This window comes from Acinetobacter sp. IRS14 (assembly GCF_034650275.1).
GTDB classification, from domain to species: Bacteria; Pseudomonadota; Gammaproteobacteria; order Pseudomonadales; family Moraxellaceae; genus Acinetobacter; species Acinetobacter oleivorans.
Window position 1 is genome coordinate 192144 of record NZ_JAOVFN010000005.1, and the last position, 20012, is coordinate 212155.

The 20012-nt window shown below is 37.5% G+C and carries 15 protein-coding genes and 1 pseudogene; 10 read left to right on the forward strand and 6 right to left on the reverse strand.

The window, feature by feature from the left end; translation table 11 throughout:
- Positions 1-33: 33 nt before the first annotated feature.
- Both ODQ17_RS07270 and ODQ17_RS07275 read right to left on the reverse strand, forming a co-directional pair.
- On the reverse strand, positions 34-951 hold the full coding sequence (locus ODQ17_RS07270; protein WP_034591625.1) for a patatin-like phospholipase family protein: 918 nt from the start codon (positions 949-951) through the stop codon (positions 34-36).
- Between the two features lie 66 nt (positions 952-1017).
- The gene (locus ODQ17_RS07275; RefSeq protein ID WP_322902700.1) at positions 1018-1644 is read right to left on the reverse strand and encodes a lysophospholipid acyltransferase family protein; all 627 of its coding nucleotides are present in this window, start codon (positions 1642-1644) and stop codon (positions 1018-1020) included.
- A 129-nt stretch (positions 1645-1773) separates the two neighbouring features.
- Between ODQ17_RS07275 and ODQ17_RS07280 the strand changes: the two genes are divergently transcribed.
- The 6 genes from ODQ17_RS07280 (at position 1774) to ODQ17_RS07305 (ending at position 8818) form a co-directional block, all read left to right on the forward strand.
- The gene (locus ODQ17_RS07280; protein WP_322902702.1) at positions 1774-3033 is read left to right on the forward strand and encodes an MFS transporter; all 1260 of its coding nucleotides are present in this window, start codon (positions 1774-1776) and stop codon (positions 3031-3033) included.
- A 73-nt stretch (positions 3034-3106) separates the two neighbouring features.
- On the forward strand, positions 3107-3298 hold the full coding sequence (locus ODQ17_RS07285; RefSeq protein ID WP_322902757.1) for a hypothetical protein: 192 nt from the start codon (positions 3107-3109) through the stop codon (positions 3296-3298).
- Positions 3299-3571: 273 nt separating this feature from the next.
- On the forward strand, positions 3572-4939 hold the full coding sequence (locus tag ODQ17_RS07290; protein WP_151827143.1) for a DcaP family trimeric outer membrane transporter: 1368 nt from the start codon (positions 3572-3574) through the stop codon (positions 4937-4939).
- Positions 4940-5120: 181 nt separating this feature from the next.
- Complete coding sequence (locus ODQ17_RS07295) at positions 5121-6770, forward strand: phosphoethanolamine transferase (protein ID WP_322902704.1); 1650 nt, start codon at positions 5121-5123, stop codon at positions 6768-6770.
- Positions 6771-6784: 14 nt separating this feature from the next.
- The gene (locus ODQ17_RS07300; RefSeq protein WP_005309947.1) at positions 6785-7453 is read left to right on the forward strand and encodes a DNA-binding response regulator PmrA; all 669 of its coding nucleotides are present in this window, start codon (positions 6785-6787) and stop codon (positions 7451-7453) included.
- Positions 7454-7483: 30 nt separating this feature from the next.
- Positions 7484-8818 (forward strand): ATP-binding protein, encoded by a 1335-nt coding sequence (locus tag ODQ17_RS07305; protein WP_151827141.1) that lies wholly within the window; start codon positions 7484-7486, stop codon positions 8816-8818.
- Between the two features lies 1 nt (position 8819).
- Here the strand turns inward: ODQ17_RS07305 and ODQ17_RS07310 are convergent.
- From ODQ17_RS07310 to ODQ17_RS07320, 3 genes and pseudogenes are all read right to left on the reverse strand, one after another.
- Positions 8820-9528: pseudogene (locus tag ODQ17_RS07310) on the reverse strand (phosphatase PAP2 family protein).
- Between the two features lie 221 nt (positions 9529-9749).
- On the reverse strand, positions 9750-10937 hold the full coding sequence (locus tag ODQ17_RS07315) for an ammonium transporter (RefSeq protein WP_322902708.1): 1188 nt from the start codon (positions 10935-10937) through the stop codon (positions 9750-9752).
- Positions 10938-11239: 302 nt separating this feature from the next.
- Entirely contained in the window at positions 11240-12124 is an 885-nt protein-coding gene (locus tag ODQ17_RS07320; RefSeq protein ID WP_322902710.1) for a LysR family transcriptional regulator, read from the reverse strand.
- A 115-nt stretch (positions 12125-12239) separates the two neighbouring features.
- Here ODQ17_RS07320 and ODQ17_RS07325 point away from each other — a divergent pair, with 115 nt between their 5' ends.
- From ODQ17_RS07325 to drt2, 3 genes are all read left to right on the forward strand, one after another.
- Positions 12240-13145, forward strand: a complete 906-nt coding sequence (locus ODQ17_RS07325) for an AEC family transporter (RefSeq protein WP_322902712.1) — start codon at positions 12240-12242, stop codon at positions 13143-13145.
- Between the two features lie 96 nt (positions 13146-13241).
- Positions 13242-14258 carry a molecular chaperone DnaJ gene (locus ODQ17_RS07330; RefSeq protein WP_322902714.1) on the forward strand — a complete coding sequence of 339 codons (1017 nt, stop codon included), beginning with the start codon at positions 13242-13244 and terminating at the stop codon, positions 14256-14258.
- A gap of 529 nt (positions 14259-14787) precedes the next feature.
- Positions 14788-16182 (forward strand): antiviral reverse transcriptase Drt2, encoded by a 1395-nt coding sequence (gene drt2 / locus ODQ17_RS07335; protein WP_322902716.1) that lies wholly within the window; start codon positions 14788-14790, stop codon positions 16180-16182.
- Positions 16183-16226: 44 nt separating this feature from the next.
- Here the strand turns inward: drt2 and ODQ17_RS07340 are convergent, their stop codons facing one another.
- Entirely contained in the window at positions 16227-19124 is a 2898-nt protein-coding gene (locus ODQ17_RS07340; RefSeq protein WP_322902718.1) for a valine--tRNA ligase, read from the reverse strand.
- 196 nt (positions 19125-19320) lie between these two features.
- Between ODQ17_RS07340 and ODQ17_RS07345 the strand changes: the two genes are divergently transcribed.
- Positions 19321-19992 (forward strand): hypothetical protein, encoded by a 672-nt coding sequence (locus tag ODQ17_RS07345; RefSeq protein WP_199945388.1) that lies wholly within the window; start codon positions 19321-19323, stop codon positions 19990-19992.
- The last annotated feature ends 20 nt before the right edge of the window (positions 19993-20012 follow it).

Genomic DNA, 20012 nt, shown 5'->3' on the forward strand with positions numbered 1-20012 from the left:
ATAGGAAATGTGGATAGAAAAAAACCACTTCAATTAGAATTTAGAACGTGGCGCGGGCTTAAATGCTGCTGGAGATTTTTTGAAGGTTGCAATTGCACTTTCAATTTGGCGAATTTGAGCTTGAGCAGCTTTTTCACCTTCCAAAATTGCCTGATTACTTGATTTGAGATCAAGTGTACCTAAATGACCCACTTTAGGCTGAATCACAACATTGGCTTGCTTGAGTTCTTCATTAATACTTTGTTGGCCCATAATGTTAATGGTTTGATCTAATAATCCCCACATATTGGCTGGGCGATTACCTGCTGGACGCGCTGAAATATCAACGGCAATCACAATATCTGCACCCATATCACGAGCTGTTTTAACAGGAATTGGGCTAACTAATCCGCCATCAATGTATTTTTGATTGCCGATTGTGGCTGGCACGAACACATTTGGAATACTGCAAGAGGCGCGTACTGCTTGGCCTGCATTGCCTTTAATAAAGTCTGCCTTTTGACCATTATCAAGACGAGTTGCCACAGCCGCAAAACGGATTGGGAACTTCTCAATCGGTTTATTGCCAACATTACGGTTAACGTAGTCTTGTAACTTTTGTCCAAGAATAATGCCTTGACGGTTAAGCGTTAAATCACGGATATCAGACTCTTGTAATTTCAGAGCCAGACTTTGCAATTGATAAGGTGTTTGTCCACTTGCGTAGATACTTCCAACAAAGCTACCTGCGCTGGTACCCGTTACAATTTTAGGCTTAATTCCATGAGACTCTAAAACCTTGATCACACCAATATGTGAAAATCCTTTTGCTCCACCGCCACCTAAAGCAAGTGCAATCACAGGTTCACGGGCTTTAATTGAGGTAGTCGGCGTTGGTGTTTTGCTAAATTTATCACAGCCAAAGAGTGCTAGAGAGATAAATCCAATACTGGCAAATTGAGCAATTTTCATCTTTAAAAATAATCTATGTCGAGATAAATTAAGAAGGGCCATAAGACCAGATTCGCTCAATTTTTGCTAGGTTTTTTTCACTAGATTTTGTAAAGGTTCGGCAAGCCAATTGCGATTTTTGGGTGAGATTTTTCCTTCATAACGCTCAAAAATCTTGGCGAGATCTTCATCATAGTTGCCACTCGGGTCTAAGTGACCTAAGCAGTGAATCGTCTTACGGTCATAATCAAAAGAAAACATCACAATGGGAATATTGGCTTTTGCGGCAATATGGTAAAAACCACTTTTCATTTTTTTTGCTTTTTTACGTGTGCCTTCGGGCGCCATCCCAATCCAGATCTTGTCATATTTTTGAATGGTTGCAACCACTTGTTCAGTAAGTCCATTGGCTGTATCACGTTTAACAGGAATGACCCCAGCCCAGTCTAATGCCCGCTTAAACGGTGGTTTAAAAAGGGCATCTTTACCCAATACTGTAATTTGGATACCTAATCCGAAAATCGCAAGAAAGCCATACCATCCATCAATATTGGAAGTATGGGGTGAAATAATTGCTACTGCTTTTGGAAAATTAGGAACTTCGCCTTCAACTGTCCAACCTTGCGCTAAAAAAAGTTTCTTAAATAGTGCTCGGCTTAAAGCAGTACCACGTTGGGGTACCAAATCAGGTAAATTAGGGAAATGTTGATCCATATTTTTTTTAAATTTTAACTTGTCCTAGTTTTATCTTAATCTTTTGAAATATATGCTTCATTGGCAAAATGTAAGAACAACATGGCATTTGATGTTATTCCTCATTAAAGAAATAAAAAGTAGGTATATATGTTTCGGCAGCAAAATCTTTATCTTCTGCTATTTTCCTTATATTGGGCACAAGGGCTACCTGTCGGTTTTATGACTCATGCTTTACCTGTTATTTTAAGGGCACAAGGCGTGTCACTCGCTCATATTGGTGGTTTTGGTCTATTAATGTTGCCTTGGTCAATTAAGATCTTTTGGGCGCCGTGGGTTGACCGACATGCACTTTCCCGTTTGGGGCACTATCGTAGTTGGATTTTACCTACGCAGTTTTTGACGGTAGCTGTGCTGTGTATTTTGTCTTTTTTCCCTATTCAGGCTTTAGACCAACCTCTTTATTTATTTGCTTTATTTATTTCGCTTCTTTTAATGAACTTAACTGGAGCAACACAAGATATTGCGACCGATGCTTTGGCCGTCAATTTGTTAAAGCATGACCAGCAACATTGGGGAAATACATTTCAGGTGATTGGTTCCCGACTCGGTTTTATTGTCGGTGGAGGTGCCGTACTCTGGTGTTTAGACTGGTTAACATGGCAACCCACTTTCCTGTTATTAGCAGCCTTGGTGTTTTTAAATACTTTACCCGTTTTATTATTTAAAGAACCTAAACATGCAGTTTATTCAGGTCATCAACTTAAACCTAGCCAGCAAAATTTAGTCATAAAAATTAAGGCCTACTTGAGTTATTTCTCTCAAAATGCAGAGCTTCGTTCTTGGTTAGTTGTACTTGTTACCTTTAAAGTAGCAGATGGTTTAGCTGGACCATTACTTAAACCTTTAATGGTCGATATGGGGCTAAGTTTTACTCAAATTGGTGTTTATATCACCATGCTTGGTGCAGTAGCAGCACTGGCAGGGGCAGCAATAGCTGGTGGAGTGCTTAAATACTTCTCTAGACCCACTACTTTAATTATTTTTTCAATATTTAAAATCATGAGTTTAGCAGCCTATGCCTATTTAGCTTATGCTTACGAACAGAAAATTCAACTCAATGTCTGGGCGATTTATACAGTCAATGCTTTAGAGGATGCATTCTCGGCAATGTTGTTGGTGGTTATGTTGACCTTAGTCATGCACTACAGTCGAAAAGAATATGCAGGTACAGATTTCACCTTTCAGGTTTCAGTCATGGCGACTGTGAGTGGGGGGCTTTATAGCTTGAGTGGTGTGTTTGGAGATGCTTTCGGTTATTTCCATTATTTGATAGCTATTGTCATTATTGGCACTGTTACTTTGCTCCCTATTTCTGTCTGGAAACATGCAAAACTACAAGAAAAATAATGTTAACTAAATGAAATAAAGAAATTTAATATCGATTAAGGAGTGATCTCGTCATTATCTACTACCTTTGTCTATGTTTTTAAAATTGTATGTTTTTAGCTATTTAAATGCTCTATTAATTGTGCCATCTTGTTTGGGTAGCAAATGGAAGCTAACTGGAGTAAAAATGGATTTCGTTAACAAGAAAAATCATGTGAATCAATTAAAATGGGTAGAAAAATGTTCAAGTAGATTGGATATTAGCCTAAAGTCTAAAAAAGAATAATGAAATAACGATTTAATCATTCTATAAGATAAGAGAGTTGTGTAGGATTCGTTACAACATGAAGTTAAGGTGAAAATCTGTAAGTCAAAGTATAGTTTTTATGTCTTTGATTATTGGTTTTGGTCTTGCATAACGTTGAAATTGGTTTTGGTTGCGGTAATAAAATTAATGTAACCAAAGTGGAGGAGAGTTGATTTTTTAGTCACCTAATTTAATGGCGTAAATCAACTTGGCATGGATAGGCAACATAAAATATATTTTTTGGAGTTTTTGATGGATCTATTCCTTAATCGTAAATCTTTCGTTGTTAAAAGTTTAGCTCTTACAGTTACGGCTTTAATGATGAGTGGGGCACATGCTGCGACTTCCGACAAAGCGGAAATTCAACAGCTTCGTAAAGAAGTTGAGGCTTTAAAAGCTTTAATTCAACAACAAAGCCAAGTACAGCAACAACAACAGCAAGTACAGCAACAACAGCAAGTACAGTTAGCTGAAGTTAAGGCACAACCAGTTGCTGCACCAGTTTCGCCGTTAGCGGGATTTAAATCTAAAGCTGGCGCTGATGTGAACCTATATGGTTTTGTTCGTGGTGACGCTAACTATATTATTGAAGGTGCGGATAACGACTTTGGTAAGGTTGCTGATTCAAAAGGTGAAGCGACTGATAAAATTCGTGCGACTGCTAAAACTACACGCCTTGGTTTAGATTTTACTGCTCCAGTAAATGATGCCAAAGTTGGTGGTAAACTCGAAGTCGACTTTGCAGGTTCAACAACAGATTCAAATGGCTCATTGCGTGTTCGTCATGCGTATGTAACATATAACAACTGGTTGTTTGGTCAAACAACATCTAACTTCTTGGCAAGCCATGCACCAGAAATGATCGACTTCTCGACTAACATTGGTGGTGGTACAACGCGTGTTCCGCAAGTACGCTATAACTACAAGTTAGGGCCAACTACACAATTGTTTGTATCGGCTGAAGAAGGTGATAGCTCAGGTCTAACTACAGTTGCAAAGAAAGATGCTAATGGTAATATTGTAAAAGATTCAAGTGGTAATACTGTATTTGTCGATACAGATGATAGCATCAAATATAGTTTACCTGTATTAACTGCTAAAATCACTCAAGGCTATGCAGATGGAAAAGGTTCTGCTTCAGCTCGTGCATTAGTTGAAAACTATAAATCAAAAGATGCTCATGATAACCAAACAGGTTGGGGTGTTGCTGTTGGTACCGACTTTAAAGTATCTGATCCTTTAAAACTCTTTGCTGATGCATCTTATGTTGTAGGTAACAGTAACTACTTATATGGCAGTAATAAAGCTTATAAAGTTGTGAATGGCGATATTGAACAAAATAAATTTGTAGCAGTACAAGTAGGTGGAACTTATAAGATTTTACCTAACTTGCGTTCAACTTTAGCATATGGTGCACAGTTCTCTGATGATGGTACTGACTACGCTAAAGCAAATACATCTGCTAATGAAAAAGTTCAACAAGCATGGCTTAACGTGATTTATACACCAGTTAAACCAATTGATTTAGGTGTTGAATACGTTAACGGTAAGCGTGATACCTTTGATGGTAAGTCTTACAAAGATAACCGTGTTGGTTTAATGGCTAAATATAGTTTCTAAGAACAATATTTAGTTAAAAATCAAAAAAGACGAGGTTAAATTTAACCTCGTCTTTTTATTAGAAAAATTTTGAAATAAGTATTTTTTAAGATTTATGTATTAGATCATTTTTTATTTAAGTCATTTTTAAGTTTCAATTTCTACAGTAAAGCATCATAAAAAGATTGTAGTTCCCCCCAAGATGCTGAATTTTTTTTCTACCTTAAAAAATAAACAGATTTCACTGTTTATGTTTAATTTCATTATAGCCATTTGGTTAGGTGCAGTTTTAAATATTGGTTTTTATAACAAAGTACATCTTTTAACTCCATATTTTGGAGTAAAAGCTATTCTATTTTTAGCTGCGACAGTGCTTATTGTTGTTGCTGCGTATTATGCGCTTTTACAAATTTTAAACTGGAAATGGACGGCCAAAATTTTTGCAATTTTGCTGGTTTTCATTGGTGGTTTTAGCTCTTATTTTGTAAATACTTTAGGTGTAATCATCTCGCCTGATCAGATTCAAAATATGATACAAACAGATGTATCTGAAGTTTCTGATTTGGTTTCATTACGCTTTGGACTTTGGACAGTTTTCTTCGTTATTTTACCTATTTTTTTGATTACTCAGGTAAAGATCAAAAAAGAAAGAATAGTTCCTCTTTTAGTTAAGAAAGTATTATCTATAGCTATTGCCTTCGCAGTTGTAGGTGGTTTGTTATTTACATATTATGTTGATTTTGCAGCAATATTTAGAGAGCATCGTGATTTAAAAGGTATGATCTCTCCTCAAAACACTATTTCTTCTTTAATGTCTTATTATCATAAAAAGGCACCTAAGAAAAATCTTCCTCTTGTAAAATATGGTCAAGATGCTCATCAGGTTCAGACTGCACAAAAAGGTTTACCTAAACTTATGGTGCTAGTTGTCGGTGAGACAGCTCGTGCGGAAAGTTTTTCACTCAATGGTTATGCTAAAAATACGAATCCAGAGCTTTCTAAACAAGATATTTTGAATTTTTCTCAAGTCAGCTCATGTGGTACAGCCACTGCTGTTTCAGTTCCATGCATGTTCTCGGGCATGCCACGTGTTGACTATGATGAGCAATTAGCAAGTCATCGTGAAGGATTACTTGATATTGCAAAGCGTGCGGGCTATCAGGTGACTTGGATTGATAACAATTCTGGTTGTAAAGGCGCATGTGATCGTGTTGAGCAATATCAAATTCCAGAAAAGCTACAGCAAAAATGGTGTAAAGATGGCGAATGTCTTGATGATATTTTAATTGATAGCTTAAATGAATATTTAGCTACTATTCCTAAAGAAGACACGCGTCCACGTTTAATTGTTTTACATCAAGTCGGCAGTCATGGTCCAGCCTATTACAAGCGTGCGCCTGCCGAATATCAAAAGTTTAAACCGACTTGCGATACTAATGCGATACAGGGCTGTTCTCCAACCGAATTAATAAATAGCTATGATAATTCAATCGTATATACAGACCATGTATTAAGTCAGATGATTAATAATTTAAAAGAAGTATCGAAATATCAAACAGGTTTATGGTATTTATCTGATCATGGCGAATCAACTGGCGAACATGGTTTATATTTACATGGTTCACCTTATGCAATTGCACCGACTCAACAAACACATGTACCAATGATTATGTGGTTCTCTGATAACTGGAAACAACACAATCTTGCGCAAGTGAGTTGTTTAGGCCAACAAACGAAACAAAAGTTAAGTCAGGATAATTTATTCCCAAGTTTGTTAAGTATGCTGGATGTGAAAACTCAGGTCATTAACCCTCAACTGGACATGTTGCACTCATGTGCCCATGTGAATTAAAGCGAGCCTAGAACATGACAAAAATCTTAATGATTGAAGATGATTTTATGATTGCTGAGTCAACAATAACGTTGCTGCAATATCATCAATTTGAGGTGGAGTGGGTCAATAATGGCTTGGATGGTCTGGCTCAATTGGCCAAAAATAAGTTTGATATCATTTTATTAGACTTAGGTTTGCCGATGATGGATGGCATGCAGGTTTTAAAGCAAATCCGTCAAAGAGCTGTCACTCCAGTTTTAATCATTTCGGCACGAGACCAGTTGCAAAACCGCGTGGATGGATTAAACCACGGTGCAGATGATTACTTAATTAAACCATACGAGTTCGATGAGTTACTTGCCCGTATTCATGCGCTATTGCGCCGTACTGGAGTAGAAGCTCAACTTGCGAATCATGAGCAACTTTTACAAAATGGCGATCTGGTTTTAAATGTTGAACAACATATTGCAACCTTTAAAGGCCAGCGGATTGATTTGTCGAACCGTGAATGGGCGATTCTTATTCCTTTAATGAGTCATCCAAATAAAATCTTTTCTAAAGCAAATCTTGAAGATAAGTTATATGATTTCGACAGTGAGGTGACCAGTAATACGATAGAAGTATACGTGCATCACTTGAGAGCTAAACTTGGAAAAGACTTTATTCGAACTATTCGAGGGTTGGGTTACCGTTTAGGGTAATCCTCACTTCAATTTTGGAACTTTATAAAAGTGCATTATTCATTAAAGAAACGACTGATTTGGGGCACCTCAATTTTCAGTGTCATCTTAGGTTGTATATTAATTTTTAGTGCCTATAAGGTTGCACTTCAAGAAGTTGATGAAATTTTAGATACTCAAATGCAGTATTTAGCAGAACGAACAGCTGAGTACCCTTTAAGAACAGTAAGTAGTAAGTTTGATTTACATAAAACTTATCATGAAGAAGATTTGTTTTTAGATATTTGGGCCTATAAGGATCAGGCTCATTTATCTCACAGTTTACATCTGTTGGTTGCACCTGTTACACAAGCTGGTTTTTACTCTCATAAAACTAGCCAAGGCGTAGTGCGAACTTATGTTTTGCCTTTAAAAGATTACCAGATTCAGGTCAGTCAACAAGAACGAGTTCGCGAAGCTTTTGCTTGGGAACTTGCGGGAAGTATGTTTATTCCGTATTTAATTATTTTGCCATTTGCGATTTTTGCTTTGGCTGCAATTATTGGTCGAGGCCTAAAGCCGATAGATGACTTTAAAAATGAGCTAAAGGAACGCGATTCGGAAGAGTTAACTCCCATTGAAGTTTCGGACTATCCTCAAGAGTTATTGCCAACTATTGATGAAATGAATCGTTTGTTTGAGCGTATTTCTAAAGCTCAAAATGAGCAGAAACAATTTATTGCAGATGCTGCTCATGAATTACGAACTCCTGTCACAGCTCTAAATTTACAAACCAAGATTTTAATCAGTCAGTTTCCTGAGCATGAAGCGCTGCAAAACTTGAGTAAAGGATTAGCGCGTATTCAGCATTTGGTTACCCAGCTTTTGGCTTTGGCTAAGCAAGATGTCTCTTTAAGTGTGATTGAACCGACCAGAACTTTTCAACTCAATGATGTCGCTTTAAATTGTGTTGAACAACTGGTTAATTTAGCTATGCAAAAAGATATTGACCTAGGTTTTGTCCGCAACGAACCAATTGAAATGCATAGTATTGAGCCAACAGTACACTCAATTATTTTTAACTTAATTGATAATGCAATCAAATACACGCCTCATGAAGGAATGATTAATATTTCAGTTTTTACTGCTACAGATGGCGATGCGTGTATACAAATTGAAGATAGCGGTGCAGGGATTGACCCTGAACATTACGATAAAGTTTTAAAACGTTTTTATCGTGTACACCACCACCTTGAAGTGGGTAGTGGTTTAGGTTTATCAATTGTTGACCGAGCGACTCAGCGTTTAGGTGGAACTTTGACACTAGATCGAAGCTTAGAGCTTGGCGGACTCTCTGTTTTAGTTAAATTGCCTAAAGCTCTACATATTCATGAAGCAAGAACTTGATTTAAACAAGTTCTTGTTTGATTCGTTTTTCAAACTCAAAGCGGTGAATACATATTTTATAAAATAAGATATTCACTGCCCAAACGACCCAGCCTGTCCATAAGTTGTGGCTAAGGAAATGGGCGCCACGCATCATTTGTCCCCAGCCCATTAGAAAGCCTAAGATAATGCCAGCGATCAGATAAAAATAGGCGCGTTTAGGTTGCTCAAGGCGATAAACAAAAAAGCCTGTCATTAAAATAAAGCCTGCACTTGCGTGCCCCCCTGGAAAGCAATGACCATGCGTAGCGGTAAAGTCCCACACATAACTTAAAGCAGTCGGATGAACCATGTTCCAAGGGCAAGCGTGAGCAGATTGTGATTTTAATAGGCCAACTACACCACTACCAATCATGCTCACAAAAAACATATAGCCATATTGCCAGCGGGAAAGCTTCAATTTTTCTACTTTAAATGACGCAATCCACAGAAATAAAAAGATCACATAAACGGTGGTAATGATCTGTTTTACGATTTCATGGTTAACTCTGACAAGGTACCAATTGTCCCGATTAAAGAAATGACCCGTTGAATCCATCCAAGGCTGGATGAAATACATATCAATTTTCCCACCCACTGGAAATATAAATAAAAGCATAAAAAAACTAAGGGCAAGAAAAATAAGTTGAAGTTGAAAAAATTGTTTTTGTTGGTTCATTGCCATGCAACATCAATTTGAGTGTGAGTTGAAGGCATTACATAAAATAAAACTTAAATTGTTCTTAAACTAAACAAAATTTAATGTTGAAATAAAGTTGCGACTTAAAAAATAATATTGATGATTCATAGATATATATTATGTATTTAAAGAAATTTTTAATTAACTTGGGTAGTAAGGAATTTTAAGAAAATGATAAGCAGGACATTTTGGCCCTGCTTATCAGCTGTTGAGTTAGAACATACCTTCTTCAGAGTTTGCAGAAATTTTATGAATAGATAAATCTGCACCTCTAAACTCATCTTCTTGAGATAAACGAATGCCAATAGTTGCTTTGAGTAAGCCATAAACAATAAAGCCACCAGCGAGCGCAATCGCAATCGCAAGTACTGTACCAATGAGCTGTGAAGCAAAAGATACACCGCCTAAACCACCAAGCCATTTTTGACCAAATAAACCCACCGCAATACCACCAAAGGTGCCGCATACGCCGTGTAAAGGCCATACACCCAGCACATCATCCACTTTGAGCTTGTTTTGTGTGTAGGTAAATAGGTACACAAACATTGCACCAGCTGCACCACCAATAACCAGCGCACTGACTGGATGAACAATGTCAGAACCCGCACAGATTGCAACTAAGCCTGCAAGTGGACCGTTATGTAAGAAACCAGGGTCATTTTTCCCAATCGCATTTGCTGTAATGGTTCCACCGACCATAGCCATGAGTGAGTTAATGGCAACCAGACCTGAAATTGCATCAACACGTTGCGCGCTCATCACGTTAAAGCCAAACCAGCCTACAATTAAAATCCATGAACCGAGCGCTAAAAATGGAATAGAAGAAGGAGGGTGAGCACTTACGCGACCATCTTTCTTATAACGACCAGAACGTGCACCCAATAAAATCACGGCAGCAAGTGCAATCCAACCACCCATAGCATGTACCACGACCGAACCTGCAAAGTCGTGAAAGGCTGCACCAAAAGTTACTTCTAACCATTTTTGCAGACCGTAGTTACCATTCCAGACCATACCTTCGAAAAATGGATAAACCAGTGCAACTAAAGCGAGTGTCGCAATTGCTTGTGAACGCATTTTTGCACGTTCAGCAATACCACCCGAAATAATGGCAGGAATAGCCGCAGCAAACGTCAGTAAAAAGAAGCAACGCATTAAGTTGTAGCCATGATCACTTGCGAGGCTTGTACCATCATGGAAGAAGTGCTGACCATAGGAAATGTAATAGCCAACAAAGAAATATGCGATTGCAGAAAGGGCAAAGTCAGTCAGAATTTTACTTAGTGCGTTCACCTGATTTTTATGGCGAACTGTACCAAGTTCCAAGAATGCAAAACCTGCGTGCATGGCAAGAACCAAAACAGCACCAAGTAATAAGAAAAATAGATCTACATTTTGCATAGCATGCTCGAAAAAAGTGCTAAATTCCATTTTGGAACAAATCTGGGTCTGTAAATTGCACCAAAATAGATTTAAGGAATCTAAAAACCTAAGTTTGTCGAAACAAACTCAATTGCATAAAAGTGAATATGCAATAAGTGCACCAATTTGAATTGGAAAAGTGGTTTTTGGCGATAAATGGTGCGTTGATTTGGTTAAGATAGGGCAGTTATGGCGCTTTTTACGTTACAAGTCATCTAATGCGCTTATAAATTGACCTGAAAAAGTTCGTTATCAAATTCCTAAAAATTATTCGTAATCATTTAATGATTTGACCAAACCGATTGGGCAACTTCAATAAATGCTTTCACAGCGGGACTCATGTGCTTTTTATTTTTGACTGCGAGACCAATCGAACGTTTAAGGTTCGGTTTAAAAGGGCGTTTAACTACGTTTGGATAAAGTGAGAGTAATTCTTTGGTGATGACCATATCAGACACAATGGACACCCCTAATTGATTGTGTACCATGCTGACGATACTCAAAATTTGTGACACATAAAATTTGATGTCTGGTTTTACATTAAAGTTTTTTAAAATTAATTCGACCTGATATCGACTACCAGCCATTGTCATGATGAAAGGACAGTTTTCTAGCTGTGCTGGATCAATATAGAGTTGTTGTGCAAGTGGAAATTGATTGGGAATTAAGGCAACAAAACGATCTTCAATTAAAGGGAATGTATCGAATCGCTCATCTGGCATAATCAAAAAACCAACTTCTATGCGCCGTTCCAATAACCACTGAGCAACTTCTTTATCTTCACCTTCATCAATATAAATTTCGATTTTAGGATAGCGCTGCCGAAAGCTTTCTAAAATTTCAGGTAATAGATAAATAGAAGATGAAGCACCAAAAGAACCAATACGTAATGTTCCTTCATTTAAACCGTGGATGGCAGCCACTTCTTTTTCTAAGGTATTGGCAATACTCAATAGTTCCTTTACATGAGTCAATAACTGCTGACCTGTCGTGGTGAGCTCAATATCACTTTGATTTCTTGAAATCAGGTTAATGCCCCATTGTTGTTCTAATGATTTAAGCGCATGGGAAACTGCCGACTGTGAAATTCCCAGCTTTTCTGCTGTAGCAGTAAAGCTTTTTAGTTCAGCAATGAGTGCGAAAATTTCAAGCTGGGTAAATGTCATATTGTACTTATTATGAGTAAAAACTCATTTTATCATGAGTTTTCATTATCTTTAATATATGAGTAAGCCAAGGTAGTTGCCAAACAGCAAACCTCAACAAAACTCGAGTAAAGAAATGAATAGCATTGTTTTATCTCTTTTTCCCTTAGTTGCATTAATTGCATCGGGATACTTATTTAAAAAATATCGTTTTTTTAGTGATGAGTTTTGGGCTGGGGCAGAGAAGCTCAATTACTATATTTTATTTCCTGCTTTGCTTTTTAGTACGCTATCGACTGCAAAAATTAACTTACAAAGCTTGAGTACAGCCATCATTGCAATGTTGATTGTGGTCTTAGCTGTGACTATCTTTTTATACATACTCCGAATGTTTTGGCACATACCGCCTGCGCGTTTTGGTGTGCACGTACAAAGTATGGTTCGCTTTAATACCTATATTGGTTTGGCCTTAGTGACTTCGCTTTTTAAAAGTGAAGGAATGGCAATACTGGCAATTTTATTGGCGCTTTGCATTCCGCTCGTGAATGTTATTTCGGTGCTTGCTCTAACCTCTAAAGAACATATGGCAATTAAACCTGTTTTGATTGCACTCCTTAAAAATCCTTTAATTGCATCGTGTGTAGTCGGGGCAGCAGTCAATGCGCTTCATATCCCAATTTGGGAAGGCTTTACCCAGTTTATTAAGCTTTTTTCAGTGTCGAGTTTGCCACTAGGTTTGTTATGTGTTGGCGCAGCTTTACAGTTTATGCAAATTAAAAAGGACATTGTGGTATTGGCAGCAGACACGTTTGCTCGACTTTTAGCAGTGCCTGCCTTGGCTTACGCTGTCTGCATGTGGTTTGGTTTACCAAGTTTACAAACACAAATTTTAGTTATTTTCTTTGCGTTACCGACTGCTTCCGCATCATATATTTTAACTAAAGTTTTGGGTGGCGATAGTCAGCTCATGGCAGCCGTGATTAGCTTTCAAACTCTATGTGCCGCAGTAACCTTGCCATTAGTGATTTGGTGGATTTCTTAAGATATAAATCTTTAGGTTGAATCGTATTTAAAGAATGCTTTGCTACCTTCCTCATCTGATTATTGCTACACTTTTTTCTTTTTCGGGTGGATGAGTATGTCCTTTGATCTCAAAGTCAGCTTGCAGCAAAGGTCTGAGCCGTCTGCACAGCAGAAAAAACTGAATCACCTGATTGATAAAATAGAGCAGCAAAAAGTTAGCCTGAGCACATGGCAAAATGCACAAGCTGAGATTCAACAGCACATACGGCAAAAACTAATGCCTGTGTATAGCGATTTGCACGAATTGTTATTTCAACAGTTAGAGCAACTTTGGAATATGTTGCATAGCCATGAGTTTTCTAAAGCAGACATGCAACAACTCGATGAAAAAAATGCCCAGCTTGCACACATGTTGAAGCGCTCCAAAATGCTATCTGCTGAGCAGTTAGAGTTAGTGAAGGAAATCGATACCTTTTATCAGCAACATACACAAGAGTCGGTAAAAAAGAATAGAAAAGCTCATTCAATAAAATTTGAATACGAAGTAAGTGCTGAGCAAAGTGCAGAATTTGAAGAAGACTTTGAACAGTACGCTGCCGAGCAACAACAAGCGAGAGAGCAAGCCAAACAGCAAAGGCAGCAACAGAAACGTGAACAAGCCGAGCAAATGGCAGCCCAGTCACTCAAAACAGTTTATTTAAAAATTGCTGCAATGATTCACCCAGACCGTGAGCAAGATGAAACTAAAAAATTAGAAAAAACCGAGCTGTTTCAACAGGCAAGTCAGGCCTACGAAAAGCAGGATTTGTTTTATTTACTCAAACTCCAGTTACAGCTTGAACAGAATAAAGGGCTAGGCGCTAAAGAGTTATCTGCCGAGCAATTGCGGTTTTATAAGTTGGCTTTAGATGCACAAAGTCAGCAGCTTGAAAGCCAAATTGCTGAGATTTTGGATTCTTTTCAGTTAGCAAAAAACGTAAAAGTAGAGCATGTGCATATTAATGATGTTTATAAAGCTATAGATGCCGACTGTGCTGAATTAAAGCAGCAGACAAAGTGGGAAAAGGAACGTTTAAAGCATATGAAAAAGGTGAGTGGGGTAGAGATGCTGTTGGAGCATGGGGTGTTGTAAGTTTCCCTCACCCTCCTGAGAGGAGGAGGGAATTAGGGTATCAAGCAACAGTTAAAAGCAGAAAAGTATAGACTGATATATATGGGGAAAGAGAGAGGATTGAGAATATTATTTGAGCATGAAGTGCTTTAATTTTTTATATTTAAAAAATAGTACTTTGAAAATAATAAAGAATTAATTAGAATTCTGTTGCCTCTAGTAGTTGTTTTACTAGTGGTTTGCTTGTCAGAATATAGTCATATATTGCTGAGAAGGTTGTAGATGTAAACCTCGATATTAATGAATAGTTCGAACTATTCATCAATATCTCGATGATTGTTGTTATGTCGATGTTGATCCCACTGCTTTGATACAGCATGAGAGTGAAACTGATTAGTAGCATTCTACACATACTCCTTTGAAATGTTTAGACTGTACCGAAAAAGGAGGAAGGCATAGACAGGCTTGAGTTTATGTCTTCAGTAGACTTTGGGGGATGTCCTTTTGAAGGATACAGATAACAGTCGTCTAATCTCCCAAAGTTGGCAAAATGCAAAATATAAATACCAAATTTTTTGAAAAAAGAAATAAATTTCGTAATTACCTACATTTTGATAAAAAAATAAGTAATCAAAAAATTTTTGAGTATGTTGTGGATAAAGAGAAAATATCAGTGCATTCTTTTTTTCCAATGATTTCTTATAAACTTAATGATGAAAAAATTTGTAGAAAAATAAAAAAAAGAATTAAAACTGTAACCTTAGAAGGTAAGGTTAATAAGAGAAAAACTGAAATATCGAAGCTGGATTTTAAAGAAAAAGAACGACTTATTAATTTCCCTAGTCATATTGATGGTAATATTTATGCTTATTACGCACATTTATTATCTTTAAAATATGAAGATTTCTTAAACCATAATAATTTATCAAATAATATTATTGCATTTAGAAAAGTTAGTTGCAAAGATAATTATTTTAAAAAAATATCTATGTGTAATATACATTTTGCAAAACAAGTTTTTGATTATATACATGAAAAGAAAAATTGTTCTGTTTTGTGTTTAGATATTTCAGGTTTTTTTGATAATTTGAACCATGAGTTATTAAAAAAAATGTGGTTAGAGGTGCTTGGTGAATCACGATTACCTAAAGATCATTATCAAGTTTTTAAATCTTTAACTAATTTTGCTTATGTAAATAAAGAAGATTTATATAAAAATTTAAATTTATCATTAAACTCTCGAACTTTACATAAGCGTATGGATAGATTGTGTGATATTCAAACTTTCCGTAATGTAGTTAGAAAAAATCAGCTAATTAAAAGAAATCTAAAAGTTAAAGGAATTCCTCAAGGTTCTCCAATGAGTGGGATGTTATCAAATATTTATATGATGAATTTTGATAAGAATATGAAAAACAAAATAATAGGGATTAATGGGGAGTATTTTCGATATTGTGATGATATGATTTTTATTGTTGATAATGAACATATTGATGAGATTAAAAGTTTTATCTTTCAAGAAATTGATGCTTTGAAATTAAAGATTAATGATAAAAAAACTCAGTGTGTTGTTTTTGAAGATGGGCTGGTTAAGAAAAATGGCGTGCCAAGTTTTAATTATCCACATAAGCTACAATATTTAGGTTTATTATATGATGGGCAAGAAGTTTTCTTACGCGAAACTGGGTTGTCAAAATTTCATTATAAATTAAGAAAAGCTATTAGAATGAGAACTGCTCATTATAATAGGTTGCAAAGAACTAATTCACATAATAATCATAATATGTATATGAGAACTTTATATACTAGATTTACATATATAGGTAAGAGAAATTATGTGAGTTACGCTTACCGCGTTGCTGGTGAGTTTGATTCAAAAAACATCAAAAGACAAATTAAGGGACATTTTAACGTCTTTACAAATTATTTAGAAAAATGGAAATAAAAAATCCCCTCATTTGAGGGGATTTTTTGAATCAAATGACTGCATTAAAGCGCAGCAATCTGCTCCATATTCGCTTTAACTTTTTCTAACTGAGCAGCAAACTCAGCAAGCTTCGCTTTTTCACCTTCAACAACTGCTGCTGGTGCTTTAGATACAAAGCCTTCGTTTGCAAGTTTGCCCGCGATTTGGTCGTGTTGCTTTTGGATTTTATCCAAGTCTTTTTGCAAACGAGCAAGCTCAGCTTTAGGGTCAATTAAACCTTTCATTGGTACAAATACCGATGCATGACTTACAACGCTAGAGCAAGACAATGGTGGCTCTTGGTCTTTATTCAAGAATTCAATGCTTTCAACTTTAGCCAATGCTTTGAACAATGCTTCAATACGAATAATTTGTTCACGTTCAGCATCAGAAGTGTTTTGAAGTAATACTGGCAACAAGCGCGCATTACCTAAGCCTAACTCACCACGGATGTTACGTACCGCACCAATCAAACCTTGAAGCCATTGCATATCTGCTTCAGCTTGTTCATTGATTTTTGCTTGCTCAGGAATCGGGTATTGAGCAGTCATAATCGTTGGGCCGCCTTGACCAAGCATTGGTGCAAGAGTCTGCCAGATTTCTTCTGTCAAATACGGCATTAACGGATGAGCCAAACGTAAAGAAGCTTCCATGACTGCAAGCAATACACGGCGTACTTCAGCTTTACGCTCTTCTGAAACTTCTGCGTCGTTTAGAACCGGTTTAGTTAACTCAACATACCAGTCACAGTATTCATTCCAGATAAAGTCGTAAATTGCTTGAGCAGCAAGGTCTAAACGATATGTTGCAAACGCTTGATGTACAGCAGCTTCTGCTTTTTGCAGACGGCTGATAATCCATTGTTCTGGAAGCTCCCAAAGATCAGGGCGGGCCTCTTGACCAACAGTTTGACCTTCAACATTCATCAGAACGAAGCGAGTTGCGTTCCAGATTTTGTTACAGAAGTTACGGTAGCCTTCAACACGTTTTAAGTCGAACTTGATGTCACGACCCGTGTTTGCAAGTGCACAGAACGTGAAACGAACTGCGTCAGTACCATAAGCATTGATACCTTCTGGGAACTCTTTACGCGTTGATTTTTCAATCTTCGCTGCATCTTTAGGGTTCATGAGGCCAGTTGTACGTTTCGCAACTAAGCTTTCTAAATCAATACCGTCAATCAAGTCTAATGGGTCAAGTACGTTACCTTTAGACTTCGACATTTTTTGACCTTCACCATCACGTACCAAGCCGTGAACGTAAACAGTCTTAAATGGAACTTGAGATGAACCATCTTCATTTTTCATGAAGTGCAGAGTCATCATGATCATACGGGCAACCCAGAAGAAAATGATGTCAAAACCAGTCACCAATACATCTGTTGGGTGGAAAGTTTTTAAGAAATCATTCGCTGCATCTTTTTGTGCGTCGCCAGTCCAACCTAAAGTTGAGAATGTCCAAAGTGCAGATGAGAACCATGTATCAAGAACGTCTTCGTCTTGTTTAAGTTCAACGTCAGCAGCGATGTTATTTTTCGCGCGTACTTCTTCTTCGTTACGGCCAACATAGATGTTGCCATTTGCATCGTACCAAGCTGGAATACGGTGCCCCCACCAAAGCTGACGTGAAATACACCAGTCCTGAATGTCACGCATCCATGCCATGTACATGTTGCTGTACTGTTCTGGAACAAACTTAATGCGACCATCTTGAACTGCTTCAATTGCAGGCTCAGCAAGCGGGGCAATTTTTACGTACCATTGGTCAGTCAGTAATGGCTCAATGATTACGCCTGAACGGTCACCGCGTGGAGCTTTTAAGTCATATGGTTGGATTTGATCTAACCAGCCTTCAGCTTCAGCTTGAGCAACTAATTTTTTACGTGCTTCAAAACGCTCTAAACCAGCATATTCCGCAGGTGCAGTAATCGTTTTAGAAATTTGTTCGCCAGCTTTTGCAATATATTCAAACTCACCTAAAACTTCGGCGTTTTTGTTGAAGATATTAATGATTGGCAAGCTATTGCGTTTACCTAGATCATAGTCATTGAAGTCATGAGCAGGCGTGATTTTTACACAGCCAGTACCGAAGTCTTTTTCAACGTAGTCGTCAGCAACGATCGGGATTAAACGACCAGTAATTGGCAATACAATATTTTTACCAACAAGGTGTGCATAACGCTCATCTTCTGGGTGAACAGCTACAGCCGTATCGCCCAGTAATGTTTCAGGACGAGTCGTTGCAACGACTAAATAGTCTTTGCCATCTTGAGTTTTAACTGATTTGTCTTCAAAGAAATATTTAAAGTGCCAAAGTGAGCCTTTTTCTTCTTTGCTTTCAACTTCAAGGTCAGAAAGTGCTGTTTGAAGTTTAGGATCCCAGTTTACAAGACGCTTACCACGGTAAATTAAACCGTCTTCGTGCAAACGAACGAATACTTCTTTAACTGCGTTTGATAAACCTTCGTCCATTGTGAAGCGTTCACGTGACCAGTCTACAGATGAACCTAAGCGACGAATTTGTTTCGTAATTGTGCCGCCAGATTGTTCTTTCCATTCCCAAACTTTTTCGATGAACTTATCACGGCCTAAGTCATGACGAGTCACACCTTGTAAACCAAGTTGACGCTCAACAACCATTTGAGTTGCAATACCAGCGTGGTCAGTACCCGGTTGCCACAAAGTGTTTTTACCCATCATACGGTTATAACGGGTGAGGGCATCCATAATGGCATTGTTAAAGCCATGGCCCATGTGCAAACTACCTGTGACGTTTGGTGGTGGAATCATGATACAGAATGATTCACCGTGACCAGAAGGTTTGAAGTAACCTTGTTCTTCCCACGTTTGGTACCACTTCTTTTCGATCTCGGTTGGATCGTATGTGGTCGCAATATTTTGAGCGGTTTGAGCGTCAGTCATAGTAGCTTAGATCGAATATGCATAAAAAATTGCACCTATTGTAGCAAAAAAATGCCTCGAAATTAATGTGCTGAAAACAGATAAACGGTTTTGTATTTTTTTCAAAAAACGGTAGATTTATGAAAGATGGATCACAATTTAATCGTGTAGACACACGGCACAAAAATTACAAACGAATTGAAAAAGGATGTTGCTCATGAGTTATGAAGTTTTTTTGAAAATTTCCGATTCAACTTATACCCAATTCGAGACCATTCGGCAGAAACTGCATGATGGGGTAAGTCAAAGTCAGGCAAAACCTTTAGGCGATGTACTCTCTGATCTTTCTTGTGAAATTATTGAACAGGTTTTTTCTGTGCTTTTACAGTCAGGAAGTACAACCATGTCTCCAAAACAACAAGCTGAGTCTGAAAAAGTGGTTCAGCAAGTTTTAGAGACTTTTCGAAAATATATGCCTTGGTCAGTTTCATTCTTTGGAAATGAGCGTCTTTTGCCTTTAGTCGATTACATGACATCTCTGATGAAAGAACAGGGGCAACAAGTTTATATTACCTACCCAGTTACCCTGCAACTCGTACAACAAGCTCAAAACCTTACGCAGCAAATTCGTGACGGTAATATGCAAAGTATTACAGCGGCTTTTGAAACCTTAATACAAATTGTAGATTTAGGCGTAACAAGCCTAGTACGTGAGCCTAAAAAGCGTTTAAAATTTAATTTAGTTGTCGATAAAACTCTTAACGGAGTGATCAACATGACGACGCATTTGGGCTATAAACGTTTGGAAAAGTTAGGTACACAGGTTGATCAGACCACAGCAACTCATTATATCAACCACTTTTTGGCCTTCATGCATCAAGCAGCATAATTTAAAAAGATAATAGGAAC